The following is a 25,262-nucleotide window of genomic DNA, read 5'->3' as shown; positions in this document are numbered from 1 at the left end:
GCGGGCGAAAAGCGCCGCGGCCGGCGAGCAACCATTCATATTTCCAAAAGGGAGTGATGATGCAAAAGCAATTCAAGCAACTGGTCCTGCTGGCTGCACTGGTGCCGACGTTCGCGATGGCGCAGGCGCTGTCGAATTCCGCACCGGCTGCACCGGCGGCAGCTGCGCCGATCGACGCCGACAAGAAGGCGGCGATCAAGGATCTGCTCGACGCGATCGACGCGCCGAAGCTCGTGTCGGCAATCGGCAACAGCGCCGAAATGCAGGCCAAGCAACTCGTGCCGGCGATCCTGTCGGACGCGCTGTCGGAAAACAAGACGCTGAACGACAAGCAGAAGCAGGCTGCCGTTCCGACGCTGCAGAAGAACGCGGTGCCGAAGCTGGTCGACGGCGCAGGCAAGGTGTTCGGCACGCAACAGTTCCAGAGCGACGCGATGTCGGCTCAGTACGACGCGTACGCGAAGTACTACAGCACGTCGGAGATCAAGGATCTGACGACGTTCTACAAGAGCCCGACGGGCCGCAAGTTCATCCAGGTTCAGGATCAGGTCGGTCGCGACGTGGTCAACGGCCTGATGCAGAAGTACATGCCGCAAGCGATCCAGGCAACGCGTACGCAGGCTGACAAGGAAGTCGCAGCAGTCAAGCCGGGCAAGTAAGCTGTCCGGGCGCGCCCCCGGCCGTTCGGCCGGGTTTGGCGGGAGCCTGACGACAGTGCGATAATGGCCGTTTGCGCGCGAGCGCAAGCGGCCATTTCTTTTCTGGCGCGTTTTGCCGGTGGCAAGCCGGTCGCGTCCCTCCCGAGGTTTTCACGATGCGCGTCTTTAATTTCTCCGCCGGCCCTGCGGCGATGCCCGAGGAAGTGCTGCGGCAGGCCGCCGACGAAATGCTCGACTGGCATGGCAGCGGCATGAGCGTGATGGAGATGAGCCATCGCGGCAAGGAATTCATGTCGATCCACGAGGCCGCGCTGACCGACCTGCGCGACCTGCTCGGCGTGCCGGCGAGCCACCGGATCCTGTTCCTGCAGGGCGGCGGCATCGCGGAAAACGCGATCGTGCCGATGAACCTGCTCGGCGCGCGCAACACGGCCGACTTCGTCGTGACGGGTTCGTGGTCGCAGAAATCGTTCGGCGAGGCGAAGAAGTTCTGCACGCCGCATCTCGCCGCGAGCGGCAAGACGGAGAACGGCTTCACGCGTGCGCCCGCGCGCGCCGAATGGCAGCTGTCGGACGATCCGGCCTACGTGCACCTGTGCACCAACGAGACGATCGACGGCGTCGAGACGTTCGAGATCCCGGATCTCGGCGACGTGCCGCTGGTCGCCGATGTCTCGTCGCACATCCTGTCGCGCCCGATGGATGTCGCGAAGTACGGCGTGCTGTTCGGCGGCGCGCAGAAGAACATCGGGATGGCCGGCGTGACGGTCGTGATCGTGCGCGAGGATCTGCTCGATCGCGCGCTGTCGATCTGCCCGTCCGCATTCGAATGGAAGACCATCGCCGCGAACAACTCGCTGTACAACACGCCGCCCACCTACGCGATCTACATCGCGGGCCTCGTGTTCCAGTGGCTGAAGCGGCAGGGCGGCCTTGAGGCGATCGAGGCCCGCAACATCGAAAAATCGAAGCTGCTCTACGACACGATCGACGCGAGCAGCTTCTATCTGAACAAGGTCGAGCCGGCAGCACGTTCGCGGATGAACGTGCCGTTTTTCCTGGCCGACGAAACGCGCAACGAAGACTTCCTTGCCGGCGCAAAGGCGCGCGGGTTGCTGCAGCTGAAGGGCCACAAGTCCGTCGGCGGCATGCGGGCGTCGATCTACAACGCGGTGCCGCTCGAGGGCGTGAAGGCGCTCGTCGAGTACATGAAGGACTTCGAGCAGCGCGGCGCCTGACGGCGGCGCTGTTCAAACAGCACGGCAAAACGCATGGACGACGAACTGAATTCCCGCCTGAAACCGCTGCGCGACCGCATCGACGCGATCGACGCGCAGCTGATCGCGCTCCTGAACCAGCGCGCCGCGGTGGCGCTCGAGGTGGGCGAGGTCAAGAAGCATTTCAACGCGCCGGTGTTCCGGCCGGAGCGCGAGCTGCAGGTGATCGCGCGGCTGCAGGACATGAGCGCCGGGCCGCTCGCGAGCGAGCACATCAGCGCGATCTGGCGCGAGATCATGGCGGCGAGCCGCGCGCTCGAGCAGACGATCCACGTCGCGTTCCTCGGGCCGGTCGGCACGTACAGCGAGCAGGCGATGCTCGAGTATTTCGGCCAGTCGATCGAAGGGCTGCCGTGCCCGTCGATCGACGAGGTGTTCCGCTCGGTCGAGGCCGGGGCATCCGCGTTCGGCATCGCGCCGGTCGAGAATTCGACCGAAGGCGCCGTATCGCGCACGCTCGACCTGCTGCTGCAGACCCAGCTGCTGATCAGCGGCGAGCTCGCGCTGCCGATCCATCACAACCTGCTCACGCAGAGCGGCACGCTCGACGGCGTGAAGCGCGTCTGCGCGCATGCGCAGGCACTCGCGCAATGCCAGCAGTGGCTCGCGGCGAATGCGCCGCAGCTCGAGCGGCAGGCCGTCGCGAGCAACGCGGAGGCCGCGCGTCTTGCGGCGGCCGATCCGACCGTCGCCGCGATCGCAGGCGATCGTGCAGCCGCGCATTACGGCCTGCAGATCGCGTTCTCGCTGATCCAGGACGATCCGCACAATCGCACGCGCTTCGTGATCATCGGCAAGCAGCCGGCCGGCCAGAGCGGTCACGACCAGACGTCGCTGATCGTGTCGGTGAAGAACGAGCCGGGCGCCGTGTTCAAGCTGCTCGAGCCGCTCGCGCGGCACGGCGTGTCGATGACGCGCTTCGAATCGCGTCCGGCGCGCGTCGGCACGTGGGAGTACTACTTCTACATCGACATCGAAGGGCACCGCGACGATGCGGCGGTGGCGGCCGCACTGACGGAGCTCGGCCAGAAGGCTGCGTTCCTGAAGATACTCGGTTCGTATCCGCGCGCACGCTGACGCGCGGTGGCCCAGCGCCTGCTTGAGGCAGGCGTGGCGGCCGGGCGGGCGGGGCAGGCCGGTCGGCGCTGCCGAAGGCGGGTTCGGGCGGTATCCGGTGCAGGCTGCGCCGGGTGCGGGCCCGGTGCCCGGAATCTGGAATTCCGCGTGCGGGCGTCGTTTCGTGCGCGTAACTTGGCTCTTGTCGTGTCAGGCTTTGCATTCAACAAACTGGTCATCTTCGGCGTCGGCCTGATCGGCGGATCGCTGGCCCGCGCGCTGCGCGAGCGCGCGCCGGGCGGCGCGGGCGAGATCGTCGGCGTGGGCCGCTCGCGCGCATCGGTCGAGCGCGCGCTGTCGCTCGGCGTGATCGATCGCGCGGCGGCACTCGACGACGACGCGCAGTTGCGCGACGCGCTCGCCGGCGCCGATCTCGTCTTGCTGGCCGCGCCCGTCGCGCAGACGGGCCCGTTGCTCGCGCGCATCGCGCCGTGGCTCGACGGCGCGACGATCGTCACCGACGCCGGTAGCACCAAGTCCGATGTCGTCGCGGCCGCGCGTGACGCGCTCGGCGCGCGGATCGCGCAGTTCGTGCCCGGTCACCCGATCGCGGGGCGCGAATCGAGCGGGGTCGAGGCTGCGTTGCCGGACCTCTACGTCGGTCGCAACGTCGTGCTGTGCCCGCTGCCGGAGAGCGCGCCCGAAGCGGTGGCCCGGATCGACGCGATGTGGCGCGCGACCGGCGCCGACGTGCGCACGATGAGCACCGAGCAGCACGATCGCGTATTCGCGTCGATCAGCCATCTGCCGCACGTGTTGTCGTTCGCGCTCGTCGAGCAGATTCTCGGCGAGGCCGACGCGGAACTGAAATTCTCGTACGCGGCCGGTGGTTTCCGCGATTTCACGCGCATCGCGGCGTCGAGCCCGGAAATGTGGCGCGACGTGTGCGTCGCGAACCGCGCGGCGCTGCTCGACGAACTCGACGGCTACACGCGCGTGCTCACGCGGTTGCGCGCGGCGATCGACGCCGGCGACGGCGCGGCGCTCGAAGCCGTCTTCACGCGCTCGCGTGCCGCACGCAAGGCATGGCAGGAACGCGGCGGCACGCCTGCTGCCGAACCGGTCAAGAAATAACAGGACGATTCCCATGGACTACCTCGATCTCGGCCCGTACTCCAGCGCATCGGGCACCGTGCGCCTGCCCGGCTCGAAAAGCATTTCGAACCGCGTGCTGCTGCTCGCGGCGCTCGCCGAAGGCGAAACGACGATCACCAACCTGCTCGACTCCGACGACACGCGCGTGATGCTCGACGCGCTCGGCAAGCTCGGCGTGAAGCTCGCGCGCGACGGCGACACCTGTGTCGTCACCGGCACGCGCGGCGCGTTCACCGCGAAGACGGCCGACCTGTTCCTCGGCAACGCGGGCACGGCCGTGCGGCCGCTGACCGCCGCACTCGCGGTGAACGGCGGTGACTACCGCGTGCACGGCGTGCCGCGCATGCACGAGCGGCCGATCGGCGATCTCGTCGACGGCCTGCGCCAGATCGGCGCGCAGATCGACTACGAGCTGAACGAAGGCTACCCGCCGCTGCGGATCAAGCCGGCGACGATTTCGGTCGATGCACCGATCCGCGTGCGCGGCGACGTGTCGAGCCAGTTCCTCACCGCGCTCCTGATGACGCTGCCGCTCGTGAAGGCGAAGGACGGCAGGACCGTCGTCGAAGTCGACGGCGAATTGATCTCGAAGCCGTACATCGACATCACGATCCGGCTGATGGCGCGCTTCGGCGTGACCGTCGAGCGCGACGGCTGGCAGCGCTTCGTGGTGCCGGCCGGCGTCCGCTACCGCTCGCCGGGGCGGATCATGGTCGAGGGCGACGCGTCGTCCGCATCGTACTTCCTCGCGGCCGGCGCGCTCGGCGGCGGCCCGCTGCGGGTCGAGGGCGTGGGGCGCGCGAGCATCCAGGGCGACGTCGGCTTCGCGAATGCGCTGATGCAGATGGGCGCGAACGTGACGATGGGCGACGACTGGATCGACGTGCGCGGCATCGGCCACGATCACGGCAAGCTGGAGCCGATCGACATGGACTTCAACCTGATTCCCGACGCCGCGATGACCATCGCGGTCGCGGCGCTGTTCGCGAACGGCACGAGCACGCTGCGCAACATCGCGAGCTGGCGCGTGAAGGAGACGGACCGCATCGCCGCGATGGCGACCGAGCTGCGCAAGGTCGGCGCGATCGTCGAGGAAGGCCCCGACTATCTCGTCGTCACGCCGCCGGCCAAGCTCACGCCGAACGCGGCGATCGATACGTACGACGATCACCGGATGGCGATGTGCTTCTCGCTCGTCAGCCTGGGCGGCGTGCCCGTGCGGATCAACGATCCGAAGTGCGTCGGCAAGACGTTCCCCGACTATTTCGACCGCTTCGCCGCGCTCGCCAAAGCCTGACCCGACTGTTCCGATGAAATCGACCCGACCCTTTCACCCGACTCCCGTCATCACGATCGACGGCCCGACCGCTTCCGGCAAGGGCACCGTCGCGGCGCTCGTCGCCGCGCACCTTGGCTTCCACCTGCTCGACAGCGGCGCGCTGTACCGGCTCGCGGCGCTCGCGAGCGTGCGCTACGGCATCGCGGCGGAGGACATCGACGCGCTCGTGAAGCTGATCGACGATCTGCACATCACGTTCCGTGAGGGGTGCGCGCAACTCGACGGCGTCGACGTGTCGAACGACATTCGCGCCGAAGCGGTCGGCAACCGCGCGTCGGCCATTGCCGTGCACGGCCCCGTGCGCGCCGCGCTCGTCGCGCGCCAGCGCGCGTTCCGCAAGACGCCGGGCCTCGTGGCGGACGGGCGCGACATGGGCACCGTGATCTTCCCGGACGCCGTGCTGAAGGTGTTCCTGACGGCCAGCGCCGAGGCGCGCGCGACCAGGCGGCATAAGCAATTGATGCAAAAAGGTTTTTCTGCTAATATAGATGACTTGCTCCGGGATCTTCGTGAACGTGACGCGCGCGACAGCAATCGCGCGGCCGCGCCGCTGAAGCCTGCGGCAGATGCCAAGCTGCTCGATACGTCGGCACTTTCGATCGATGAAGCCGTCGATCAGGTGCTGCAGTGGTACCGGGCGCTCGGCCAGCCCGCCTGAGTAGGCGGGCAGCGGTAGGTGCTCCGCGTCGCAAGCGCGGAGCGTGTTTCGAACCCTTAACCCCGTGTGGTCCTCGATCTGGCCCTTTCAGCCTGCCATTCCGGCCGGCGTGGCACAGCGAGCCATGCACAATCAGATTTTTATGTCCGACCTGCAAACCTCCAACCCGAATACCGAATCCTTTGCGGCTCTGTTCGAAGAGTCGCTGACCCGCCAAGACATGCGCGCCGGCGAAGTGATTTCCGCCGAAGTCGTGCGCGTCGACCACAACTTCGTGGTCGTCAATGCAGGCCTGAAGTCCGAGGCTTACATTCCGATCGAGGAATTCCTGAACGATCAGGGCGAGGTTGAGGTGCAGTCGGGCGATTTCGTGTCCGTCGCGATCGACGCACTCGAAAACGGCTACGGCGACACGATCCTGTCGCGCGACAAGGCGAAGCGCCTTGCATCGTGGCTGTCGCTGGAAAAGGCACTCGACAACAACGAGCTCGTCACCGGCACGATCACCGGCAAGGTGAAGGGCGGCATGACCGTGATGGTCAACGGCATCCGCGCGTTCCTGCCGGGTTCGCTGGTCGACACGCGTCCGGTCAAGGACACGACCCCGTACGAAGGCAAGACGCTCGAGTTCCGCGTGATCAAGCTCGATCGCAAGCGTAACAACGTCGTGCTGTCGCGTCGTGCAGTGATCGAAGCAACCCAGGGCGAAGAGCGCGCGAAGCTGCTCGAGACGCTGAAGGAAGGCGCGATCGTCAACGGCGTGGTCAAGAACATCACCGACTACGGCGCGTTCGTCGACCTCGGCGGCATCGACGGCCTGCTGCACATCACCGACATCGCATGGCGTCGTGTGCGTCACCCGAGCGAAGTCCTGTCGGTTGGCCAGGAAGTCACCGCGAAGATCCTCAAGTTCGACCAAGAGAAGAACCGCGTCTCGCTGGGCATCAAGCAACTGGGCGACGATCCGTGGGAAGGCATCTCGCGCCGTTACCCGTCGGGCACGCGCCTGTTCGGCAAGGTCACGAACATCACCGACTACGGCGCATTCGTCGAAGTGGAATCGGGCATCGAAGGCCTCGTCCACGTGTCGGAAATGGACTGGACCAACAAGAACGTTGCGCCGTCGAAGGTTGTCCAGCTGGGCGACGAAGTCGAAGTCATGGTCCTCGAGATCGACGAAGACCGTCGTCGTATCAGCCTCGGCATGAAGCAGTGCAAGCCGAATCCGTGGGATGACTTCAGCCGCAACTTCAAGAAGGGCGACAAGATCACGGGCGCAATCAAGTCGATCACCGACTTCGGCGTGTTCATCGGTCTGCCGGGCGGCATCGACGGCCTGGTCCACCTGTCGGACCTGTCGTGGAGCGAAGCCGGCGAAGAAGCCGTTCGCAAGTACAAGAAGGGCGACGAAGTCGAAGCAATCGTGCTCGGTATCGACGTCGAGAAGGAGCGCATTTCGCTCGGCATCAAGCAGCTCGAAGGCGACCCGTTCAGCAACTACGTTGCAATGAACGACAAGGGCTCGATCGTCGACGGCGTCGTGAAGACGGTCGATGCGAAGGGTGCGGTCGTCACGCTGACGGGCGACGTCGAAGGCTACCTGCGTGCGTCGGAAATCTCGCAGGATCGCGTCGAAGACGCACGCAACGTGCTGAAGGAAGGCGACAAGGTCAACGCGATGGTGATCAACATCGATCGCAAGTCGCGCGGCATCAACCTGTCGATCAAGGCGAAGGATTCGGCTGAACAACAGGAAGCGATCCGCGGCCTGCAGTCGGACTCCAGCGCTGCTGCGACCGGTACGACCAACCTCGGCGCGCTGCTGAAGGCGAAGCTCGACGGCCAGAACCAGTAAGCCTTACGAGGTCTGCTGAAGTATGACCAAATCCGAGTTGGTCGCGCAGCTGGCATCGCGATTTCCGCAACTTGTCCTCAAGGATGCGGATTTCGCGGTGAAAACGATGCTCGATGCGATGTCCGACGCCCTGGCGAAAGGGCATCGCATTGAAATTCGGGGTTTCGGCAGCTTTGGCCTCAATCGTCGCCCGGCGCGCGTCGGACGCAACCCGAAGTCGGGGGAGAAAGTGCAGGTGCCCGAGAAGTTCGTGCCGCACTTCAAGCCTGGCAAGGAATTGCGTGAACGCGTCGACGGCCGCGCCGGTGAACCGCTGAAGGCTGACGATCCGGACGACGAGCGTTGAGCGTCGTTCGGTTTGCCCGGAACCTGTCCGGCGAAGGCTGAAAAGAAAAGCGCCCCTTGCGGGCGCTTTTTTCATTTCCGGCAACCTGACGCGCAACGTGGCGCACAGGATCTGCGCAGCCGCGGAAACGCTTCCTTTACAATACGGGTCGATTCGGTGCGACGAAGGGGAGTCGCGCGCCGCGGCAAACCTCAACAAAGAGAGGGCTTCATGAAGTTTATCGTCTGGCTGATCCGGGTATTGGTGTTCGTCCTGCTGCTGGTGCTTGCGCTGGCCAATACACAAACCGCGACGCTGAATTTCGTTGCCGGCTACGCATGGCAAGCGCCGCTGATCCTGATCGGCCTGGCATTCTTCGCCGTGGGGCTGCTGGCCGGCCTGCTGTCCGCGCTGCCTTCGATCTTCCGGCTGCGCATCGAGAACGGGCGTTTGAAGCGCGATCTGCGTGCGGCGCGCGAAACGCCTGCCGTCATCGACCAGCCGCCGATGCCGCCCGTCATTTAACACGGACGCCGCGCGATCATCGCGCGGTTTTCGTCTCTGCTTCGATATTTCGCATGGATCTGGATTTCTGGTGGTTGCTCGCGATTCCGGTCGCGTTCGCGCTCGGGTGGGCGGCGTCACGCTATGACCTGAAGAATCTCCTGTCGGAGAGTGCCAACCTGCCGCGCTCGTATTTTCGCGGCCTGAATTTTCTGTTGAACGAACAACCCGACAAGGCGATCGATGCGTTCATCGAGGTGGCCAAGCTCGATCCCGAAACGGTCGAGTTGCACTTCGCGCTGGGCAACCTGTTTCGCCGTCGCGGCGAGACCGATCGCGCGATCCGCGTGCACCAGAACCTGCTGAGCCGCACCGATCTGCCGGTCAACGAGCGCGACCACGCGCTGTACGAGCTCGGCCAGGATTTCCTGAAAGCCGGCCTGCTCGATCGCGCCGAAGAGGCGTTCCACAAGCTCGCCGACGGCGACTACGCGCTTGGCGCACAGCGGGCGCTGCTGACGATCTACGAGATCGAGAAGGACTGGAACAAGTCGATCGATACCGCGAGGCGCATCGAATCGATGAGCGACAAGCCGCTCGGCACCGAAATTGCGCAGTTCCACTGCGAACTCGCGCAGGACGCGCTGCAGCGCAAGAACGCCGCCGCGGCGGCCGAACAGTTGCGCCTCGCGCTGACGGTGAATCCGCAGAACGTCCGGGCGACGGTCCTGTCCGGCGACGCGGCCGAGGCGGCGGGCGATCACGCGGCCGCAATCGAGCACTGGAAGCGCGTCGAAGCGCAGAATCCGGCGTATCTGCCGCTCGTCGCGGACAAGCTGATGAAGGCGTACGTCGCGCTCGGCAAGAACGTCGAGGGCGCGGAATTGCTGATGGGGTACGTCGATCGGTATCCGTCGAACGACCTGCTCGACATCGCCTATCAGCATATCGCCGGATTGCGCGGCCAGGATGCGGCCCACACGCTCGCGCGCACGCAAATGGAAAAGTCGCCGAACCTGTCGGGGATGCTGCATCTGCTCGATGCGCAGATCGCGGCGGCCGACGAACCGCGTCGTAAGGAACTTGAAATGATGCGTGCGTTGATCAAGCAGCGCACGAAAAATCTGCCACGGTATACGTGCCAGAATTGCGGTTTCCGGGCACGGCTCTTCTACTGGCAGTGCCCCGGATGCAGCGGCTGGGAAACCTATGCGCCGCGCCGCGTCGAACCTGCGATGCCGGGCTGATCCCGGCACGCGGAGCCAACGCGCTGCGGTTGCCGCCGGGCTCGTCCCGGCGGCCAAGTTAGTCCATTACCGGGAAGTACCGGAACATCTATGAAAATCACCATCATCGGCACCGGCTATGTCGGTCTCGTCACGGGCGCCTGCCTCGCGGAGATCGGTCACGACGTCTTCTGTCTCGACGTCGATCCGCGCAAGATCGACATCCTGAACAACGGCGGGATGCCGATTCACGAACCGGGGCTGCTGGACATCATCGCGCGCAACCGCACGGCGGGGCGCCTGCGCTTCTCGACCGACATCGAGGCGAGCGTCGCGCATGGCGAGATCCAGTTCATCGCGGTCGGCACGCCGCCCGACGAGGACGGCTCGGCCGACCTGCAATACGTGCTCGAGGCCGCGCGCAACATCGGTCGCCACATGACGAGCTTCAAGGTGATCGTCGACAAGTCGACGGTGCCGGTCGGCACCGCGCAGCGCGTGCGCGGCGTGGTCGACGAAGCGCTTGCGGCACGCGGGCTCGCGGGCAGCGTCGCGCACCGCTTCTCGGTCGTGTCGAACCCGGAGTTCCTGAAGGAAGGCGCCGCGGTCGAGGACTTCATGCGCCCCGACCGGATCATCATCGGCGTCGACGACGACGAAACCGGCACGATCGCGCGCGAGAAGATGAAGAAGCTCTACGCGCCGTTCAACCGCAACCACGAGCGCACGATCTACATGGACGTGCGTTCGGCGGAATTCGCGAAGTATGCGGCGAACGCGATGCTCGCGACGCGCATCTCGTTCATGAACGAAATGTCGAATCTCGCCGACAAGGTCGGCGCCGACATCGAGGCCGTGCGCCGCGGGATCGGCTCCGATCCGCGCATCGGCTATCACTTCCTGTATGCCGGCGTCGGCTACGGCGGCTCGTGCTTTCCGAAGGACGTGCAGGCGCTGATCCGCACCGCGGGCGAGAACGGCCAGCCGCTGCGTATCCTGGAGGCCGTCGAGGCCGCCAACCATGCGCAGAAGGACGTGCTGATCGGCAAGATCGAGCAGCGCTTCGGCGCCGACCTGACGGGCCGCGAATTCGCGGTCTGGGGCCTCGCGTTCAAGCCGAACACCGACGACATGCGCGAAGCGCCGAGCCGTCGCCTGATCGCCGCGCTGCTCGAACGCGGCGCGACCGTGCGCGCCTACGATCCGGTCGCAGTCGACGAAGCGCGCCGCGTGTTCGCGCTGGATTTCGGCGACGATGCGGACGCACTGGCGCGGCTGCATCTCGTCGATACGCAGGACGTCGCGGTCACCGGTGCGGATGCACTCGTGATCGTGACCGAATGGAAGGAATTCCGCAGCCCCGATTTCACGCGCCTGAAGGCGGAGCTGAAGGCACCGGTGATCTTCGACGGGCGCAACCTGTACGAGCCGGATGCGATGGCCGAGTTGGGCATCGACTACTACGCGATCGGCCGGCCGTATGTCGATCCCCAGTTGTCCTCCCGTGGCTGAACCTACGATGAATACTCTTCGCGAAGTCGTTCCGGTGCCGCGCGAGCAACTCGCGCGCTCGCGTGTGCTCGTCGTCGGCGACGTGATGCTCGACCGTTACTGGTTCGGCAACGTCGACCGCATTTCGCCTGAGGCGCCGGTGCCGGTCGTGCACGTGCAGCGTCAGGAGGAGCGGCTCGGCGGCGCGGCCAACGTCGCGCGCAATGCCGTGACGCTCGGCGGCCAGGCCGGGCTGCTGTGCGTCGTCGGTTGCGACGAACCCGGCGAGCGGATCGTCGAGTTGCTCGGCAGCAGCGGCGTGACGCCGCATCTCGAGCGCGATCCGGCGCTGCCGACCACGATCAAGCTGCGCGTGCTCGCGCGCCAGCAGCAACTGCTGCGCGTCGACTTCGAGGCGATGCCGACGCACGAGGTATTGCTTGCGGGGCTCGCGCGCTTCGATGTGCTGCTGCCGCAGCACGACGTCGTGCTCATGTCGGATTACGCCAAAGGCGGCCTCACGCACGTCACGACGATGATCGAGAAGGCGCGTGCGGCGGGCAAGGCGGTGCTGGTCGACCCGAAGGGCGACGACTGGGCACGCTATCGCGGCGCATCGCTGATCACGCCGAATCGCGCGGAACTGCGCGAGGTGGTCGGGCAGTGGAAATCGGAAGACGACCTGCGCGCGCGCGTCGCGAATCTGCGTGCGGAGCTCGACATCGACGCACTGTTGCTCACCCGTTCGGAAGAGGGCATGACGCTCTTTTCCGCCGGCGGCGAACTGCATGCGCCGGCGCTCGCGCGCGAAGTGTTCGACGTGTCGGGCGCGGGCGACACCGTGATCGCGACGGTCGCGACGATGCTCGGCGCCGGGGTGCCGCTCGTCGACGCGGTGGTGCTCGCGAATCGCGCGGCAGGCATCGTGGTCGGCAAGCTCGGCACGGCCACGGTGGATTACGACGAACTGTTTCACTGAGCGCATTCGGCGGCGCGACGAGCGCGTCGCCCGAGTGGGCTCGCACTTTTCAGGCAGGACGATCATGACCCTCATCGTCACCGGCGCAGCCGGTTTTATCGGCGCGAACATCGTCAAGGCGCTCAACGAGCGCGGCGAGACGCGCATCATCGCGGTCGACAACCTGACCCGCGCAGACAAGTTTCGCAATCTCGTCGATTGCGAGATCGACGACTATCTCGACAAGACCGAATTCGTCGAGCGCTTTGCGCGCGGCGATTTCGGCAAGGTACGCGCGGTATTTCATGAAGGCGCCTGTTCGGACACGATGGAAACCGACGGCCGCTACATGATGGACAACAACTTCCGCTACAGCCGCGCGGTGCTCGATACCTGCCTCGCGCAGGGCACGCAGTTCCTGTATGCATCGTCGGCCGCGATCTACGGCGGCTCGACGCGTTTCGTCGAGGAGCGCGACGTCGAGGCGCCGCTGAACGTGTACGGCTATTCGAAGTTCCTGTTCGACCAGGTGATCCGTCGCGTGCTGCCGAGCGCGAAGAGCCAGATCGCGGGCTTCCGCTATTTCAACGTGTACGGCCCGCGCGAGACGCACAAGGGCCGCATGGCGTCGGTCGCGTTCCACAACTTCAACCAGTTCCGCGCGGAAGGCAAGGTGAAGCTGTTCGGCGAATACAACGGTTATGCGCCGGGCGAGCAGACGCGCGATTTCGTGTCGGTCGAGGACGTGACCAAGGTGAATCTGTTCTTCTTCGACCATCCGGATAAGTCGGGCATCTTCAATCTCGGCACGGGCCGGGCGCAGCCGTTCAACGATATCGCTTCGACGGTCGTGAACACGTTGCGCGCGCTCGACAACCAGCCGCCGCTGACGCTTGCGCAGCAGGTCGAGCAAGGGTTGATCGAGTACGTGCCGTTCCCCGATGCGCTGCGCGGCAAGTACCAGTGCTTCACGCAGGCCGACCAGACGAAACTGCGCGCGGCTGGCTACGACGCACCGTTCCTGACCGTGCAGGAAGGCGTCGATCGTTACGTGCGTTGGCTATCCGGCCAGGTTTAAACCGGCGCGTTGCATCGATAGACTGGGTCTCACGGTCGGCAGCCGCCGGCCGTTTTCTTCGGAGATCCAGCACATGTTCAGGAAATGGTTTGCCGCAGCGGTCATGCTCGGCGCAGTAGCGTCGGCCTGGGCGGCCGTCGACGTCAACACCGCGAACGAGGATGCGCTCGTCGGCATCAAGGGCATCGGCCCGGCACGCGCGAAGGCGATTCTCGACGAGCGCGGCGCACGCGGTCCGTTCAGGAATGCGGACGATCTCGCCAAGCGTGTGAAAGGCATGGGCGGGCACACCGTCGAGCGGCTTCAGCAGGAAGGCTTGACGATCGGTGCGGCGGCCGGCGCCGGTACGACGCCGGCCGCCGCGGGCAAGCCGGCGGCAGCGAAGCCTGCTGCCGCACCGGCCCGCACCGCGCAGAAATAACGCGTCACGCAAGCGACAAAGCGCTCCTTCAGTCGCCGTCGTTGCGACGGCTTCCCGCGGCATGCCGCGGGTTTTTTGCGTGGTGCGGCGTGCGGCGCGATCACGAACCGCGGCACGCGTATTCCATCGGCGCAATGGGGTTGCCGGCGCGCGTGCCGGTGCTGGTTTACAATCGATCGATTGATCGGCCTCGTACTCACGGTATACCCATGGCTTACAAAACTATCGAAGACACGATCGGCAATACGCCGCTCGTGCAACTGGTCCGCCTGCCGGACGACGAGATTCGCGCTCGCAACAACGTGGTGCTCGCGAAGCTCGAGGGCAACAATCCGGCCGGTTCCGTGAAGGATCGCCCGGCGCTGTCGATGATCAGCAAGGCCGAGGCGCGCGGGCGCATCAAGCCGGGCGATACGCTGATCGAGGCGACGAGCGGCAACACGGGCATCGCGCTCGCGATGGCCGCAGCAATCCGCGGCTACAAGATGGTGCTGATCATGCCGGAGGATCTGTCGGTCGAGCGCCGCCAGAGCATGGCGGCTTATGGTGCTGAAATCATCCTGACGCCGGTGAAGGGCGGGATGGAACTGGCGCGCGACCTCGCGGAGCAGATGCAGCGCGAAGGCAAGGGCGTGATTCTCGACCAGTTCGGCAACCCCGACAATCCGATCGCGCACTACGAAGCAACGGGGCCGGAGATCTGGCGCGATACCGAAGGACGCGTCACGCACTTCGTGTCCGCCATGGGCACGACGGGCACGATCATGGGCACGTCGCGCTACCTGAAGGAGCAGAATGCGGCGATCGAGATCGTCGGTGCGCAGCCGGAAGACGGCTCGCGTATTCCGGGCATTCGCAAGTGGCCGGAAGCCTACATGCCGACCATCTTCGATCGCAGCCGCGTCGATCGCGTCGAAAACGTGAGCCAGGCCGCGGCGGAAACGATGGCGCGCCGGCTCGCGGCGGTCGAAGGCATCTTCGCGGGGATTTCATCGGGCGGCGCATGCGAAGTCGCGATGCGCATCGCGCGTCAGGTCGAGAATGCGACGATCGTGTTCATCGTCTGCGATCGCGGCGACCGTTACCTGTCCACGGGCGTGTTTCCGGCTTGAGCGAGAGAAAGGCGCGCTTCGCGCCGCGATAAAAAAAGCGCCGCTCGTGCGGCGCTTTTTCTTTGGCTGGCCGGCGCTTATTGCGACTGAGCCTCGCCAGCGGCGGGCTGCAGCGCGCCGCTCGCTTCCATCTGCGCTTTCACGGCCTCGCCGAGCTGGTACACGGTGAGCGCGTAGAAGAAGCTGCGGTTGTAGCGCGTCAGCACATAGAAGTTCTTCAGGCCGAGCATGTATTCGGTCGCGCGCCCCGGCGTCGGCAGGTCGACCACGGTCACCGGCGTGCCGGCTTCGGTCGTGATGTTGACCGTCGGCTCGTTCAGCGTCATGCCCGCGCGCAGCAGTTGCGACAGCGCCCAGTGCGGTTCGGGCTGGCCGTCGGCGGCGGCCTGTGCGATGCCCAGGCTGCCCGTGTCGGGCGTGATCTGCCAGACCACCGGGCGGTCGGTTTCCCAGCCGTGCTGCTTCAGGTAGTTCGCGACACTGCCGATCGCATCGACAGGACTGCTGCGCAGATCGACATGGCCCGTGCCGTCGAAGTCGACCGCATATTCGCGGATGCTGCTCGGCAGGAACTGCGGAATCCCGATCGCGCCGGTGTACGAGCCGAGCACGGTGGTCGGGTCGAGCTGGTTGTCGCGGGTCCAGACCAGGAAGTCTTCGAGGTTCTTGCGGAAGGTTGCCTGGCGGCTGTCGCGATTCGGCGTGTCCGGGTAGTCGAACGTGAGCGTCGTCAGCGCGTCGAGCACGCGGAAATTGCCCATGTAGCGGCCGTAGATGGTCTCGACGCCGATGATGCCGACGATCACCTCGGGCGGCACGCCGAACTGCTCGGATGCGCGCTGCAGCGTCGCCTGGTTCGCCTTCCAGAACTTCACGCCCGCGTTGATGCGGATCGGCTCGATGAAGCGCGAGCGATACACGCGCCAGTTCTTGACCGTCGGCGACGGGGCCGGCCTCACGAGCTTGACGGCCGTCGCCGAGTAGCTGACGCGCGAGAACAGCGCATGCAGGCTCGCCGAATCGAAGCCGTTGCGACTCACCATCTCGTCGATGAACGCGTCGACCTTCGCGTTGCTCGCGTAACGCTGTGGAACGATTTCCTCTTCGAAGGTCTGACCTTGCGGTGTCGGCTGCTGCGGCTGGGCCTGGGCGACGAGCGTGCCGGCGGACTTCGCAGGCTGCGTCTGCGCCATGGCAGGCGCGGTGCCGAGGGCCGCGGCGATGGCAGCGACGACGAGCGGAGCGCGAACACGGAACAGCGCGGAGAGAAGGGCGGCAGGCTTGCTGGAATTCATGTCGAAGCGGGCGGACAGGGCGATGGTGTTCGGCGCAGTATACCCGACGCATCCGGCGCGCCGGGACGAAGCTGGCCCCCGTTGTGGTAAGTTAGCGGCGAATTCGCGGCAGACGATGGACATCATTGAGGGAGACCTGCGGCGCATCGTGCGCCGCGGATGACAGCTTATGGCAACCGCTTTCTACACGCACCCCGACTGCATGCTGCACGAGATGGGGGAATGGCATCCGGAATGTCCGGCCCGCCTGTCGGCGATCCAGGATCAACTGATTGCGAGCCGCATCGACGACCTGATCGTGCACGAAACCGCGCCATTCGCGAGCGAGGTCGCGCTGGGCCGCGTGCATACGCAGGCGCACATCGACTACATCCGCAGCATGACGCCGGTCGACGGTTACGTCGAGATCGATCCCGATACGCTGATGAATCGCGACACGTGGCGCGCGGCACTGCGCGCGGCCGGCGCGGCGATCGCGGCGACCGACGCGGTGATCGAAGGCCGCTATGCGAATGCGTTCTGCGGCGTCCGTCCGCCCGGTCACCATGCGGAGCCGGCGCGCGCGATGGGCTTCTGCTTCTTCAACAACGTCGCGATCGCCGCGCGGCATGCGCTCGACGTACACGGCATCGAGCGTGTCGCGATCATCGATTTCGACGTGCATCACGGCAACGGCACCGAGGCGGCGTTCGCGAACGACGAGCGCGTGCTGATGTGCAGCTTCTTCCAGCATCCGCTGTATCCGTTCTCGGGCGTCGATCATCAGGCGCCGAACATGGTCAACCTGCCGATGCCCGCCCGCAGCAACGGGATGGCGATCCGCGAAGCGGTCGACATGTTCTGGCTGCCGCGTCTCGACGCGTTCAAGCCGCAGATGCTGTTCGTGTCGGCCGGCTTCGATGCGCATCGCGAGGACGACATCGGCAATCTCGGCCTCGTCGAGGCCGACTTCGAATGGCTGACCGCGCAGATCGTCGACGTGGCGCGCCGGCATGCGCAGGGCCGCATCGTCAGTTGCCTCGAAGGCGGCTACAACCTGTCCGCGCTCGGGCGCAGCGTGGTCGCGCACCTGCGCGTGCTGGCCGGGATCTGATTTCCGCTTGACCGGCGGGCCGGCGTGTTCAGTGCGCCGGCACGCGCGCATGAATCCACGCGATCAGCGCGTCGATCACGCGATCGCGTTCGAGATCGTTCATCGTTTCGTGGAAACCGCCTTCGTACAGCGTCAGCGTACGGTCGGGCGAGCCGACGCGCGCGCCGAACGCGCGACTGCCGTCGGGTTCGGTCAGCTTGTCCTCGGTGCCGTGATAGACGAGCACCGGTACCCGCAGCGCGCCGCGGCCATTCTCGATGCGCGCCATCGCGTCGAGAATCTCCGCGCCGGTGCGGGCGGGCACCGCGCCGTGATGCACGAGCGGATCGGCGCGATTGGCGGCGACGACGGCCGGATCGCGCGACAGCAGCGCCGCATCGATCCTGATCGCGGGGAACGTGGGGCACACCCGGCTGATGACGCGGCTGACCGCAAGCATCCAGCGCGGCACGTCGCGCCCCGGCGCGAGCGCCGGACTCGACAGCACGAGGCCTGTCAGTCCATGGCCACGGGCCGGTGCGCGTTCGATCGCATAGAGCGCCGCGACCGCGCCACCCATGCTGTGTCCCATCAGGAACAGCGGCGCATCGCCACGCGCGGCTTCGGCGACCAGCGCATCCGCATCGTTCAGGTAGCCGTCGAAGCGCTCGACCCACACGCGTTTGCCGGGCGATTGGCCATGCCCGCGCAGATCGATCGCCAGCACGTCGATGCCGGCTGCATTCAGCCGGCCGGCGAGCGCGGCATAGCGGCCCGCGTGTTCGGCGAGGCCATGCACCAGCGCGATCGTCGCGCGCGGCGGCGCGGTGCCGTCGCCGGCCGGCCAGCGGTACGACGCCAGTTCGAGCCCGTCCGCGGTATGCAGCCGGCCCATGCGCGGCGCGGGTGCCGATCCGGTGGCGGCGGGTGCGGCGGCCGGCGTGGTGGTGATACTCATCTGGCGTGTCCCCTGTTCGTTGGTCGGTGTTCCGGATCATAGACGCGGCCTTCCCGCGCGGGCCCAGCGGCGCCCCTCTAATTTCGTCCGGTTATGAAAAGATCGAAATCGATTATTAAGGGGAATGAGGGGTTTGCGGTAAAATCGCCGGTTATTCCAGATGCATCGGCGGCCGACTGGCGGGCCAACTCGCCGGCCGGCCGCCGTTTTGTTTACATGATCGAATTACGCAATCTCTCGCAGCGTTTCCCCGGCCCGGGCGGCTGGGTCGATGCGCTGCGCAACGTCAACCTGACGATCCCGCAAGGCGAGGTGTTCGGCATCATCGGCCGAAGCGGCGCCGGCAAGAGCACGCTCGTGCGCACCATCAACCTGCTCACGCGGCCGACCGAAGGCAATGTCGTCGTCGGCGGGCGCGACCTGATGCTGCTGTCGGCCGGTGCGCTGCGCGAGGCACGCCGCGAGATCGGCATGATCTTCCAGCACTTCAACCTGCTGTCGTCGCGCACGGTGTTCGACAACGTCGCGCTGCCGCTCGAACTGGCCGGTGCGAGCCGTGCCGACATCGAAGCCGCCGTGCTGCCGCTGCTCGATCTGGTCGGGCTGTCCGCGCAGAAGGATCGCTATCCGTCGCAGATCAGCGGCGGCCAGAAGCAGCGCGTCGGCATCGCCCGCGCGCTGGCGAGCCAGCCGAAGGTACTGCTGTCGGATGAAGCGACGTCCGCGCTCGATCCCGAAACCACGCGTTCGATCCTCGACCTGCTGAAGCGCATCAACCGCGAGCTCGGCCTGACGATCGTGCTGATCACGCACCAGATGGAAGTGATCAAGCAGGTCTGCGATCGCGTCGCGGTGCTCGATGCGGGACGCGTGGTCGAGGAAGGTCGCGTGATCGACGTGTTCCTGCAGCCGCATCACGAAGTGACGCGCGCGCTGATCGGCGACGTGATCGCGCAGGAGCTGCCGCCCGCGCTGAAGGCGCGCGTGGCCGAGCGGCTGAAGACGGGCAGCGGCCATCTGCTGCGGCTCGCCTTCACGGGCTCGGGGGTCGACCAGCCGATCCTGTCGGAGACGATCCGCCGGTACGAACTCGATTTCAACATCCTGCATGGCCAGATCGACGAGATCCAGGGGCAGGCATTCGGTTCGCTCGCGGTGCTCGCGGGCGGCGAGCCGGGCAAGGTCGGACAGGCGCTCGCGTTCCTGCGCGAGCAAGGCGTGGTGGTAGAGGAGCTTTCGTATGTTGAGTGAGATGTTCGATATGTTCGTGCAGTCGTTCTGGGAGACGCTGATCATGGTCGGCATCTCCGGAGCGGTCGGCGCGCTCGTCGGCCTGCCGCTCGGCGTGCTGCTTTACCTGACCGATCGCCAGGGCGTGCTGCAGAACCTCGCGGTGAATCGCGTGCTCGGCGGCATCGTGAACGCCGTCCGCTCGACGCCGTTCATCATCCTGCTCGTCGCGGTGATTCCGTTCACGCGGCTCGTCACCGGTTCGTCGATCGGCACGGCCGCGGCGGTCGTGCCGCTGACACTCGCGGCCGCGCCGTTCATCGCGCGTCTCGTCGAAACGGCGCTGCGTGAAGTCGACCGCGGGCTGATCGAGGCCGCGCAATCGATGGGCGCGACCACGTCGCAGATCGTATTCAAGGTGCTGTTGCCCGAATCGCTGCCGGGCGTCGTCGCGGGCCTGACGATCACGTTCGTGTCGCTGGTCGGCTATTCGGCGATGGCGGGTGCGATCGGCGGCGGCGGTCTCGGCGATCTCGGCATCCGCTACGGTTACCAGCGCTATTTGCCGGAAGTGATGTGGACGGTCGTCGCGATCCTGATCGTGTTCGTGCAGATCGTGCAATCGTTCGGCGACTGGCTGGTGCGCCGGCTGAGCCACAAATAAGACAGACCGATCCGATAGGGGAGACACGATGCAACGACGCTTCATGCTGAAATTTGCCGCGGCGCTGGGCGCGGCCGCACTGTTCGCGGGCGCGCACGCCCGGGCCGAAGCCATCAAGGTGGGCGTGACGGGCGGCCCGCACGCGCAGATCATGGAAGTGGTGAAGCAGGTCGCGGCGAAGGGCGGCCTGGAGATCCGCATCGTCGAATTCTCCGACTACGTGCAGCCGAACGCCGCGCTCGCGTCGGGCGATCTCGACGCGAACAGCTACCAGCACGATCCGTATCTGCAGGCGCAGGTGAAGGATCGCGGCTACAAGCTGATCAAGGTCGCGGATACCGTCACGTTCCCGATGGGCATCTATTCGAAGCGCGTGAAGTCGCTGGCCGAACTGAAGCCGGGCGCGCGCATCGCCGTTCCGAACGATCCGACCAACGGCGGTCGCGCGCTGCTGTTGCTGCAGAAGCAGGGGCTGCTGAAGCTGCGCGCGGATGCGGGGCTGAAAGCGACGCCGCTCGATATCGTCGACAATCCGCGCAAGCTGAAGATCGTCGAGCTCGACGCGGCGCAGATCCCGCGCTCGCTCGGCGACGTCGACGCGGCCGCGATCAACACCAACTACGCGATGGAAGCGGGGTTGAAGCCGAAACAGGACGCGATCGCGATCGAGGGCCCGAACGGTCCGTACGCGAACATCCTCGCGATTCGCGAGACGGACCGGAACAAGCCGTGGGTCGCGAAGCTGATTGCGGCGTATCACTCGGCCGACGTGAAGCAGTTCATCGAAGGCAAGTTCGGCGGCGCGGTCATCGCCGCCTGGTAACGGGCGAAGCACGGGATGCCCGGCGGGATTAGAGTCGATGATCGAAAACCCGGGCTTTGCGTCCGGGTTTTTTCTCTTTTAAAATAGAACGACCGTTCGCTATCATTGGCGCGTCGCCAAGAAGCGGTATCCTCGACAACCATCATGGTTGGGTCCGCCTGGCCGCGCAGTCATGAGGCCTCGCTATAAAATGGCCTCTGGTCGTATTCGTAACTTTGGAGCGTGTGCATGAAAATCCTGGTGCCAGTGAAAAGAGTGGTCGATTACAACGTGAAGGTCCGCGTGAAGTCGGACAACACGGGCGTCGACATCGCGAACGTGAAGATGTCGATGAACCCGTTCGACGAAATCGCCGTTGAAGAAGCCGTGCGCCTGAAGGAAGCGGGTGTCGCGACCGAAGTGATCGCGGTGTCGGTGGGCGTCACGCAAGCGCAGGAAACGCTGCGCACGGCGCTGGCGATCGGCGCGGATCGCGCGATCCTCGTCGAGTCGAACGACAGCGTCGAGCCGCTGGCCGTCGCGAAGATCCTGAAGGCGCTGGTCGACAAGGAACAGCCGCAACTCGTGATCCTCGGCAAGCAGGCGATCGACGACGATTCGAACCAGACGGGCCAGATGCTGGCCGCGCTGGCAGGCTTGCCGCAAGCGACGTTCGCGTCGAAGGTGACGGTGGCCGACGGCAAGGCGACGGTGGCGCGCGAAGTCGACGGCGGCGCGGAAACGCTGTCGCTGACGCTGCCGGCGGTTGTGACGACCGACCTGCGCCTGAACGAGCCGCGCTACGTGACGCTGCCGAACATCATGAAGGCGAAGAAGAAGCCGCTGGAAACCGTGAAGCCGGAAGACCTCGGTGTGGACGTCGCACCGCGCCTGAAGACGCTGAAGGTGGTCGAGCCGCCGAAGCGCGCAGCCGGCGTGAAGGTGCCGGACGTGAAGACGCTGGTCGAGAAGCTGAAGACCGAAGCCAAGGTGCTGTAAGAGGGAGCGGAAAGAAATGACGATTCTGGTGATTGCAGAACACGACAACGCGTCGATCAAGGCCGCGACGCTGAACACGGTGGCGGCGGCAGCGAAGATCGGTGGTGACATCCACGTGCTGGTCGCGGGCCACAACGCGCAAGCGGCGGCAGACGCTGCAGCGAAGATCGCAGGCGTGTCGAAGGTGCTGCTGGCCGACGCGCCGCAACTGGCCGAAGGCCTGGCGGAAAACGTCGAAGCGACCGCGCTGAACATCGCGAAGGACTACTCGCACATCCTCGCGCCGGCGACGGCCTACGGCAAGAACATCGCGCCGCGTATCGCGGCGAAGCTGGACGTCGCGCAGATCTCGGACATCACGGCAGTCGATTCGGCCGACACGTTCGAGCGCCCGATCTACGCGGGTAACGCGATCGCGACGGTGCAGTCGAGCGACCCGATCAAGGTCATCACGGTGCGTGCAACGGGCTTCGATCCGGTGGCGGCGGAAGGCGGCAGCGCGGCGGTCGACAAGATCGAAGCGGCGGCCGACGCCGGCAAGTCGCAGTTCGTGAGCCGCGAAGTGACGAAGCTGGACCGTCCGGAACTGACGTCGGCGAGCATCATCGTGTCGGGCGGCCGCGGCCTGGGCAGCGGCGAGAACTACACGAAGGTGCTGGAGCCGCTGGCCGACAAGCTGTCGGCAGCGCTCGGCGCATCGCGCGCGGCAGTCGACGCCGGCTACGTGCCGAACGACTACCAGGTCGGCCAGACCGGCAAGATCGTCGCGCCGCAGCTGTACATCGCGGTCGGCATTTCGGGTGCGATCCAGCACCTGGCCGGCATGAAGGATTCGAAGGTGATCGTCGCGATCAACAAGGATCCCGAAGCACCGATCTTCAGCGTGGCCGATTACGGCCTCGTCGGCGATCTGTTCGCGCTCGTGCCGGAACTCGTGACCGAGCTCGGCTGACGCGGTGTGATTCTTCAGCGGTAAGCACACGAGAAGAGGGGCGCGACGAGCGCCCCTTTTTGTTGTGTCATCGCGGAAGAGGCGCGAGCGGCGTGCGCCTGGATGATCCGCGATCGTCTCGTGCCGAGCGGCGCTCGCACGCTCGCAGTCGCCCAAAAGAGAAAGGCGCCCTCGGGCGCCTTTCTCGCTGATGCAACGGGCCCGCATCGCCGCGGGCCGTTCCGACTTACGCGTATGCCGGGCGCGTCTGGCCGGGCACGTCCTTCAGGTAACGATGCACCGACAGGTCGTCGGCCTGGATCGCGGGCATCTTGCCCGAGATCAGGTCCGCGAGCAGTTGGCCCGAGCCGCACGACATCGTCCAGCCGAGCGTGCCGTGGCCGGTGTTCAGGAACAGGTTCGACACCGGCGTGCGGCCGACGATCGGCGTGCCGTCCGGCGTCATCGGGCGCAGGCCTGTCCAGAACGTCGCCTTCGACGTGTCGCCGCCGCCCGGGAACAGGTCGTTCACGCACATCTCCAGCGTTTCGCGGCGTGCCGCGCGCAGCTTCTTGTCGAAGCCGACGATTTCCGCCATGCCGCCGACGCGGATGCGCTGGTCGAAGCGCGTGATCGCGATCTTGTAGGTCTCGTCGAGCACGGTCGACACGGGCGCGGCGGCTTCGTTGACGATCGGCGCGGTGATCGAATAACCCTTGAGCGGATAGACCGGAATCTTCATCAGGTTCGAGATGAAGTTCGTCGAGTACGAGCCGAGCGCGACGACGTACGCGTCCGCGCGTACCGTCTCGCTGCCGCACTGCACGCCGGCGATCTTGCCGCCCGCGATCGCGAGCGCATCGATCGGCGTGTTGTAGCGGAACTTGACGCCAAGCGATTCGGCGAGCGCGGCGAGGCGCGTCGTGAACAGCTGGCAATCGCCCGTTTCGTCGCCCGGCAGGCGCAGGCCGCCCGTCAGCTTGTGCGAGACGGCGGCGAGCGCCGGTTCGGCCTTTTTCAGTTCGGCCGGCGACAGCAGTTCGAACGGCACGTTCGCTTCCTGCAGCACGGCGATGTCCTTCGCCGCGCCGTCGAGCTGCTGCTGCGTGCGGAACAGTTGCAGCGTGCCGCCCGTGCGGCCTTCGTACTGGATACCGGTATCGGCACGCAGCGCCTGCAGGCAGTCGCGGCTGTATTCGGCGAGACGGACCATGCGGCCCTTGTTGACTGCATAGCGCTCGGCCGTGCAGTTGCGCAGCATCTGATACATCCACTGGAGCTGGAAGCGCGTGCCGTCGAGGCGGATCGCGAGCGGCGCGTGCTTTTCGAACATCCACTTGACCGCCTTCAGCGGCACGCCGGGCGCGGCCCACGGCGCGGCATAGCCGGGCGAGATCTGGCCTGCGTTCGCGAAGCTCGTCTCCAGCGCCGGGCCGGCTTCCCGGTCGATCACCGTGACTTCATGGCCGGCGCGCGCGAGGTAATACGCGCTTGCCACGCCCACCACACCGCTGCCCAGAATGACGACTCGCATAGCTGCTCCAGATGGAAGGGACCAGGTTGAGGCCGGGCGCACCCTGCGGCTCCGTGTAACCTCTAGCTGATCTAGTTTTTTGAGCTATGGTATTGTCGAATGTGCAGTTTTTGTTATCGTATTTTTTCGATTTTCAGCATAAACAAATGAGAACGCAACGTCAGCCCGTACGCTCGCTCGACAAGCTCGACCGACGCATCCTGAAACTGCTCCAGGACGACGGCCGGATGGCGATGAAAGACCTTGCGGAACAGGTCGGCCTGACCGTCACGCCGTGTATCGAGCGTGTGCGGCGCATGGAGCGCGACGGCGTGATCACCGGTTATCACGCGCGGGTCGACCCGGGCCAGCTGGGCGCCGCGCTGCTGGTGTTCGTCGAGATCACGCTCGGCCACAAGGGCGGCAACATGTTCGAGCAATTCCGCCGGGAAGTGATGAAGATCGACGAGGTGCTCGAATGCCATCTCGTCTCCGGCGATTTCGACTATCTGATCAAGGCGCGGATCGGCGAGATGGCCGACTACCGCAAGCTGCTCGGCGACATCCTGCTGCAGTTGCCCGGCGCCGTGCAGTCGAAGAGCTACGTCGTGATGGAAGAAATCAAGGAAACGCTGACGATCGCCGTCGGCGAATGACGTGCCGGCGGCCCGTTGCCGGGCCCTT

Annotated in this window: 25 protein-coding genes; 22 read left to right on the top strand and 3 right to left on the bottom strand. The window is 65.8% G+C overall.

The features are described 5' to 3' along the window. Positions 1–59: 59 nt before the first annotated feature. From MMB92_RS14085 to cysM, 15 genes are all read left to right on the top strand, one after another. A complete protein-coding gene (locus tag MMB92_RS14085) occupies positions 60–659 on the top strand; it encodes a DUF2059 domain-containing protein (RefSeq protein ID WP_006486966.1) in 600 nt (199 codons plus the stop codon). A gap of 155 nt (positions 660–814) precedes the next feature. Then, positions 815–1,897 (top strand): 3-phosphoserine/phosphohydroxythreonine transaminase, encoded by a 1,083-nt coding sequence (gene serC / locus MMB92_RS14080; protein ID WP_111441527.1) that lies wholly within the window; start codon positions 815–817, stop codon positions 1,895–1,897. 33 nt (positions 1,898–1,930) lie between these two features. Continuing rightward, positions 1,931–3,013, top strand: a complete 1,083-nt coding sequence (gene pheA, locus MMB92_RS14075; protein ID WP_034200855.1) for a prephenate dehydratase — start codon at positions 1,931–1,933, stop codon at positions 3,011–3,013. A gap of 186 nt (positions 3,014–3,199) precedes the next feature. Next, on the top strand, positions 3,200–4,126 hold the full coding sequence (locus MMB92_RS14070; protein WP_111441528.1) for a prephenate dehydrogenase/arogenate dehydrogenase family protein: 927 nt from the start codon (positions 3,200–3,202) through the stop codon (positions 4,124–4,126). A gap of 13 nt (positions 4,127–4,139) precedes the next feature. Further along, positions 4,140–5,444, top strand: a complete 1,305-nt coding sequence (gene aroA / locus MMB92_RS14065) for a 3-phosphoshikimate 1-carboxyvinyltransferase (RefSeq protein WP_006486921.1) — start codon at positions 4,140–4,142, stop codon at positions 5,442–5,444. 13 nt (positions 5,445–5,457) lie between these two features. Further along, on the top strand, positions 5,458–6,144 hold the full coding sequence (cmk, locus tag MMB92_RS14060; RefSeq protein WP_080323312.1) for a (d)CMP kinase: 687 nt from the start codon (positions 5,458–5,460) through the stop codon (positions 6,142–6,144). Between the two features lie 124 nt (positions 6,145–6,268). After that, positions 6,269–7,999: a 30S ribosomal protein S1 gene (rpsA, locus tag MMB92_RS14055; protein ID WP_006486958.1), complete on the top strand. Its 1,731-nt coding sequence runs from the start codon at positions 6,269–6,271 to the stop codon at positions 7,997–7,999. Positions 8,000–8,021: 22 nt separating this feature from the next. After that, the gene (locus MMB92_RS14050) at positions 8,022–8,345 is read left to right on the top strand and encodes an integration host factor subunit beta (RefSeq protein WP_006486894.1); all 324 of its coding nucleotides are present in this window, start codon (positions 8,022–8,024) and stop codon (positions 8,343–8,345) included. Between the two features lie 210 nt (positions 8,346–8,555). Continuing rightward, positions 8,556–8,849, top strand: a complete 294-nt coding sequence (locus MMB92_RS14045; protein WP_006486935.1) for a LapA family protein — start codon at positions 8,556–8,558, stop codon at positions 8,847–8,849. A 53-nt stretch (positions 8,850–8,902) separates the two neighbouring features. Beyond that, positions 8,903–10,075, top strand: a complete 1,173-nt coding sequence (gene lapB / locus MMB92_RS14040) for a lipopolysaccharide assembly protein LapB (protein ID WP_006496539.1) — start codon at positions 8,903–8,905, stop codon at positions 10,073–10,075. Between the two features lie 90 nt (positions 10,076–10,165). Beyond that, positions 10,166–11,566, top strand: a complete 1,401-nt coding sequence (locus MMB92_RS14035; RefSeq protein WP_006486856.1) for a UDP-glucose/GDP-mannose dehydrogenase family protein — start codon at positions 10,166–10,168, stop codon at positions 11,564–11,566. A gap of 7 nt (positions 11,567–11,573) precedes the next feature. Next, positions 11,574–12,524: a D-glycero-beta-D-manno-heptose-7-phosphate kinase gene (gene rfaE1, locus MMB92_RS14030; RefSeq protein WP_006486931.1), complete on the top strand. Its 951-nt coding sequence runs from the start codon at positions 11,574–11,576 to the stop codon at positions 12,522–12,524. A gap of 64 nt (positions 12,525–12,588) precedes the next feature. Next, on the top strand, positions 12,589–13,581 hold the full coding sequence (gene rfaD, locus MMB92_RS14025; protein WP_196445938.1) for an ADP-glyceromanno-heptose 6-epimerase: 993 nt from the start codon (positions 12,589–12,591) through the stop codon (positions 13,579–13,581). Between the two features lie 73 nt (positions 13,582–13,654). Beyond that, on the top strand, positions 13,655–14,002 hold the full coding sequence (locus tag MMB92_RS14020; protein WP_006496537.1) for a helix-hairpin-helix domain-containing protein: 348 nt from the start codon (positions 13,655–13,657) through the stop codon (positions 14,000–14,002). 209 nt (positions 14,003–14,211) lie between these two features. Continuing rightward, entirely contained in the window at positions 14,212–15,114 is a 903-nt protein-coding gene (gene cysM, locus MMB92_RS14015) for a cysteine synthase CysM (RefSeq protein ID WP_012492863.1), read from the top strand. Between the two features lie 77 nt (positions 15,115–15,191). Here cysM and mltB read toward each other — a convergent pair whose 3' ends face one another. Then, positions 15,192–16,535: a lytic murein transglycosylase B gene (mltB, locus tag MMB92_RS14010; protein ID WP_077021933.1), complete on the bottom strand. Its 1,344-nt coding sequence runs from the start codon at positions 16,533–16,535 to the stop codon at positions 15,192–15,194. A 43-nt stretch (positions 16,536–16,578) separates the two neighbouring features. Between mltB and MMB92_RS14005 the strand changes: the two genes are divergently transcribed. After that, positions 16,579–17,502: a histone deacetylase family protein gene (locus tag MMB92_RS14005; protein ID WP_006486840.1), complete on the top strand. Its 924-nt coding sequence runs from the start codon at positions 16,579–16,581 to the stop codon at positions 17,500–17,502. 28 nt (positions 17,503–17,530) lie between these two features. On the opposite strand, the gene MMB92_RS14000 is transcribed toward MMB92_RS14005, so the two are convergent. Continuing rightward, positions 17,531–18,439 (bottom strand): alpha/beta hydrolase, encoded by a 909-nt coding sequence (locus MMB92_RS14000; protein ID WP_264835629.1) that lies wholly within the window; start codon positions 18,437–18,439, stop codon positions 17,531–17,533. A gap of 216 nt (positions 18,440–18,655) precedes the next feature. On the opposite strand from MMB92_RS14000, the gene MMB92_RS13995 reads away from it, so the two are divergent. The 5 genes from MMB92_RS13995 to MMB92_RS13975 all read left to right on the top strand — a co-directional run bounded on the left by MMB92_RS13995 (position 18,656) and on the right by MMB92_RS13975 (position 23,086). Then, positions 18,656–19,690, top strand: coding sequence for a methionine ABC transporter ATP-binding protein (locus tag MMB92_RS13995; RefSeq protein WP_043205428.1), 1,035 nt, complete (start codon positions 18,656–18,658; stop codon positions 19,688–19,690). Next, complete coding sequence (locus MMB92_RS13990) at positions 19,680–20,333, top strand: methionine ABC transporter permease (protein WP_006486982.1); 654 nt, start codon at positions 19,680–19,682, stop codon at positions 20,331–20,333. Before MMB92_RS13995 ends, MMB92_RS13990 begins: the two co-directional genes overlap by 11 nt. A 28-nt stretch (positions 20,334–20,361) precedes the next feature. Continuing rightward, positions 20,362–21,156: a MetQ/NlpA family ABC transporter substrate-binding protein gene (locus tag MMB92_RS13985; RefSeq protein ID WP_048984666.1), complete on the top strand. Its 795-nt coding sequence runs from the start codon at positions 20,362–20,364 to the stop codon at positions 21,154–21,156. Positions 21,157–21,384: 228 nt separating this feature from the next. Then, on the top strand, positions 21,385–22,134 hold the full coding sequence (locus MMB92_RS13980) for an electron transfer flavoprotein subunit beta/FixA family protein (RefSeq protein WP_006496532.1): 750 nt from the start codon (positions 21,385–21,387) through the stop codon (positions 22,132–22,134). A 16-nt stretch (positions 22,135–22,150) separates the two neighbouring features. Beyond that, entirely contained in the window at positions 22,151–23,086 is a 936-nt protein-coding gene (locus tag MMB92_RS13975; protein ID WP_006486854.1) for an electron transfer flavoprotein subunit alpha/FixB family protein, read from the top strand. Positions 23,087–23,312: 226 nt separating this feature from the next. Here MMB92_RS13975 and MMB92_RS13970 read toward each other — a convergent pair whose 3' ends face one another. Then, a complete protein-coding gene (locus tag MMB92_RS13970; protein ID WP_060263355.1) occupies positions 23,313–24,599 on the bottom strand; it encodes a D-amino acid dehydrogenase in 1,287 nt (428 codons plus the stop codon). Between the two features lie 146 nt (positions 24,600–24,745). Between MMB92_RS13970 and MMB92_RS13965 the strand changes: the two genes are divergently transcribed. Then, positions 24,746–25,234: an Lrp/AsnC ligand binding domain-containing protein gene (locus MMB92_RS13965; RefSeq protein WP_012492860.1), complete on the top strand. Its 489-nt coding sequence runs from the start codon at positions 24,746–24,748 to the stop codon at positions 25,232–25,234. Positions 25,235–25,262 lie beyond the last annotated feature (28 nt).

Source organism: Burkholderia sp. IO2, assembly GCF_029522185.1.
GTDB lineage: Bacteria > Pseudomonadota > Gammaproteobacteria > Burkholderiales > Burkholderiaceae > Burkholderia > Burkholderia cenocepacia.
Note: the sequence above shows the minus strand (reverse complement) of the source record. Positions and strands in the feature narration are given on the sequence as shown.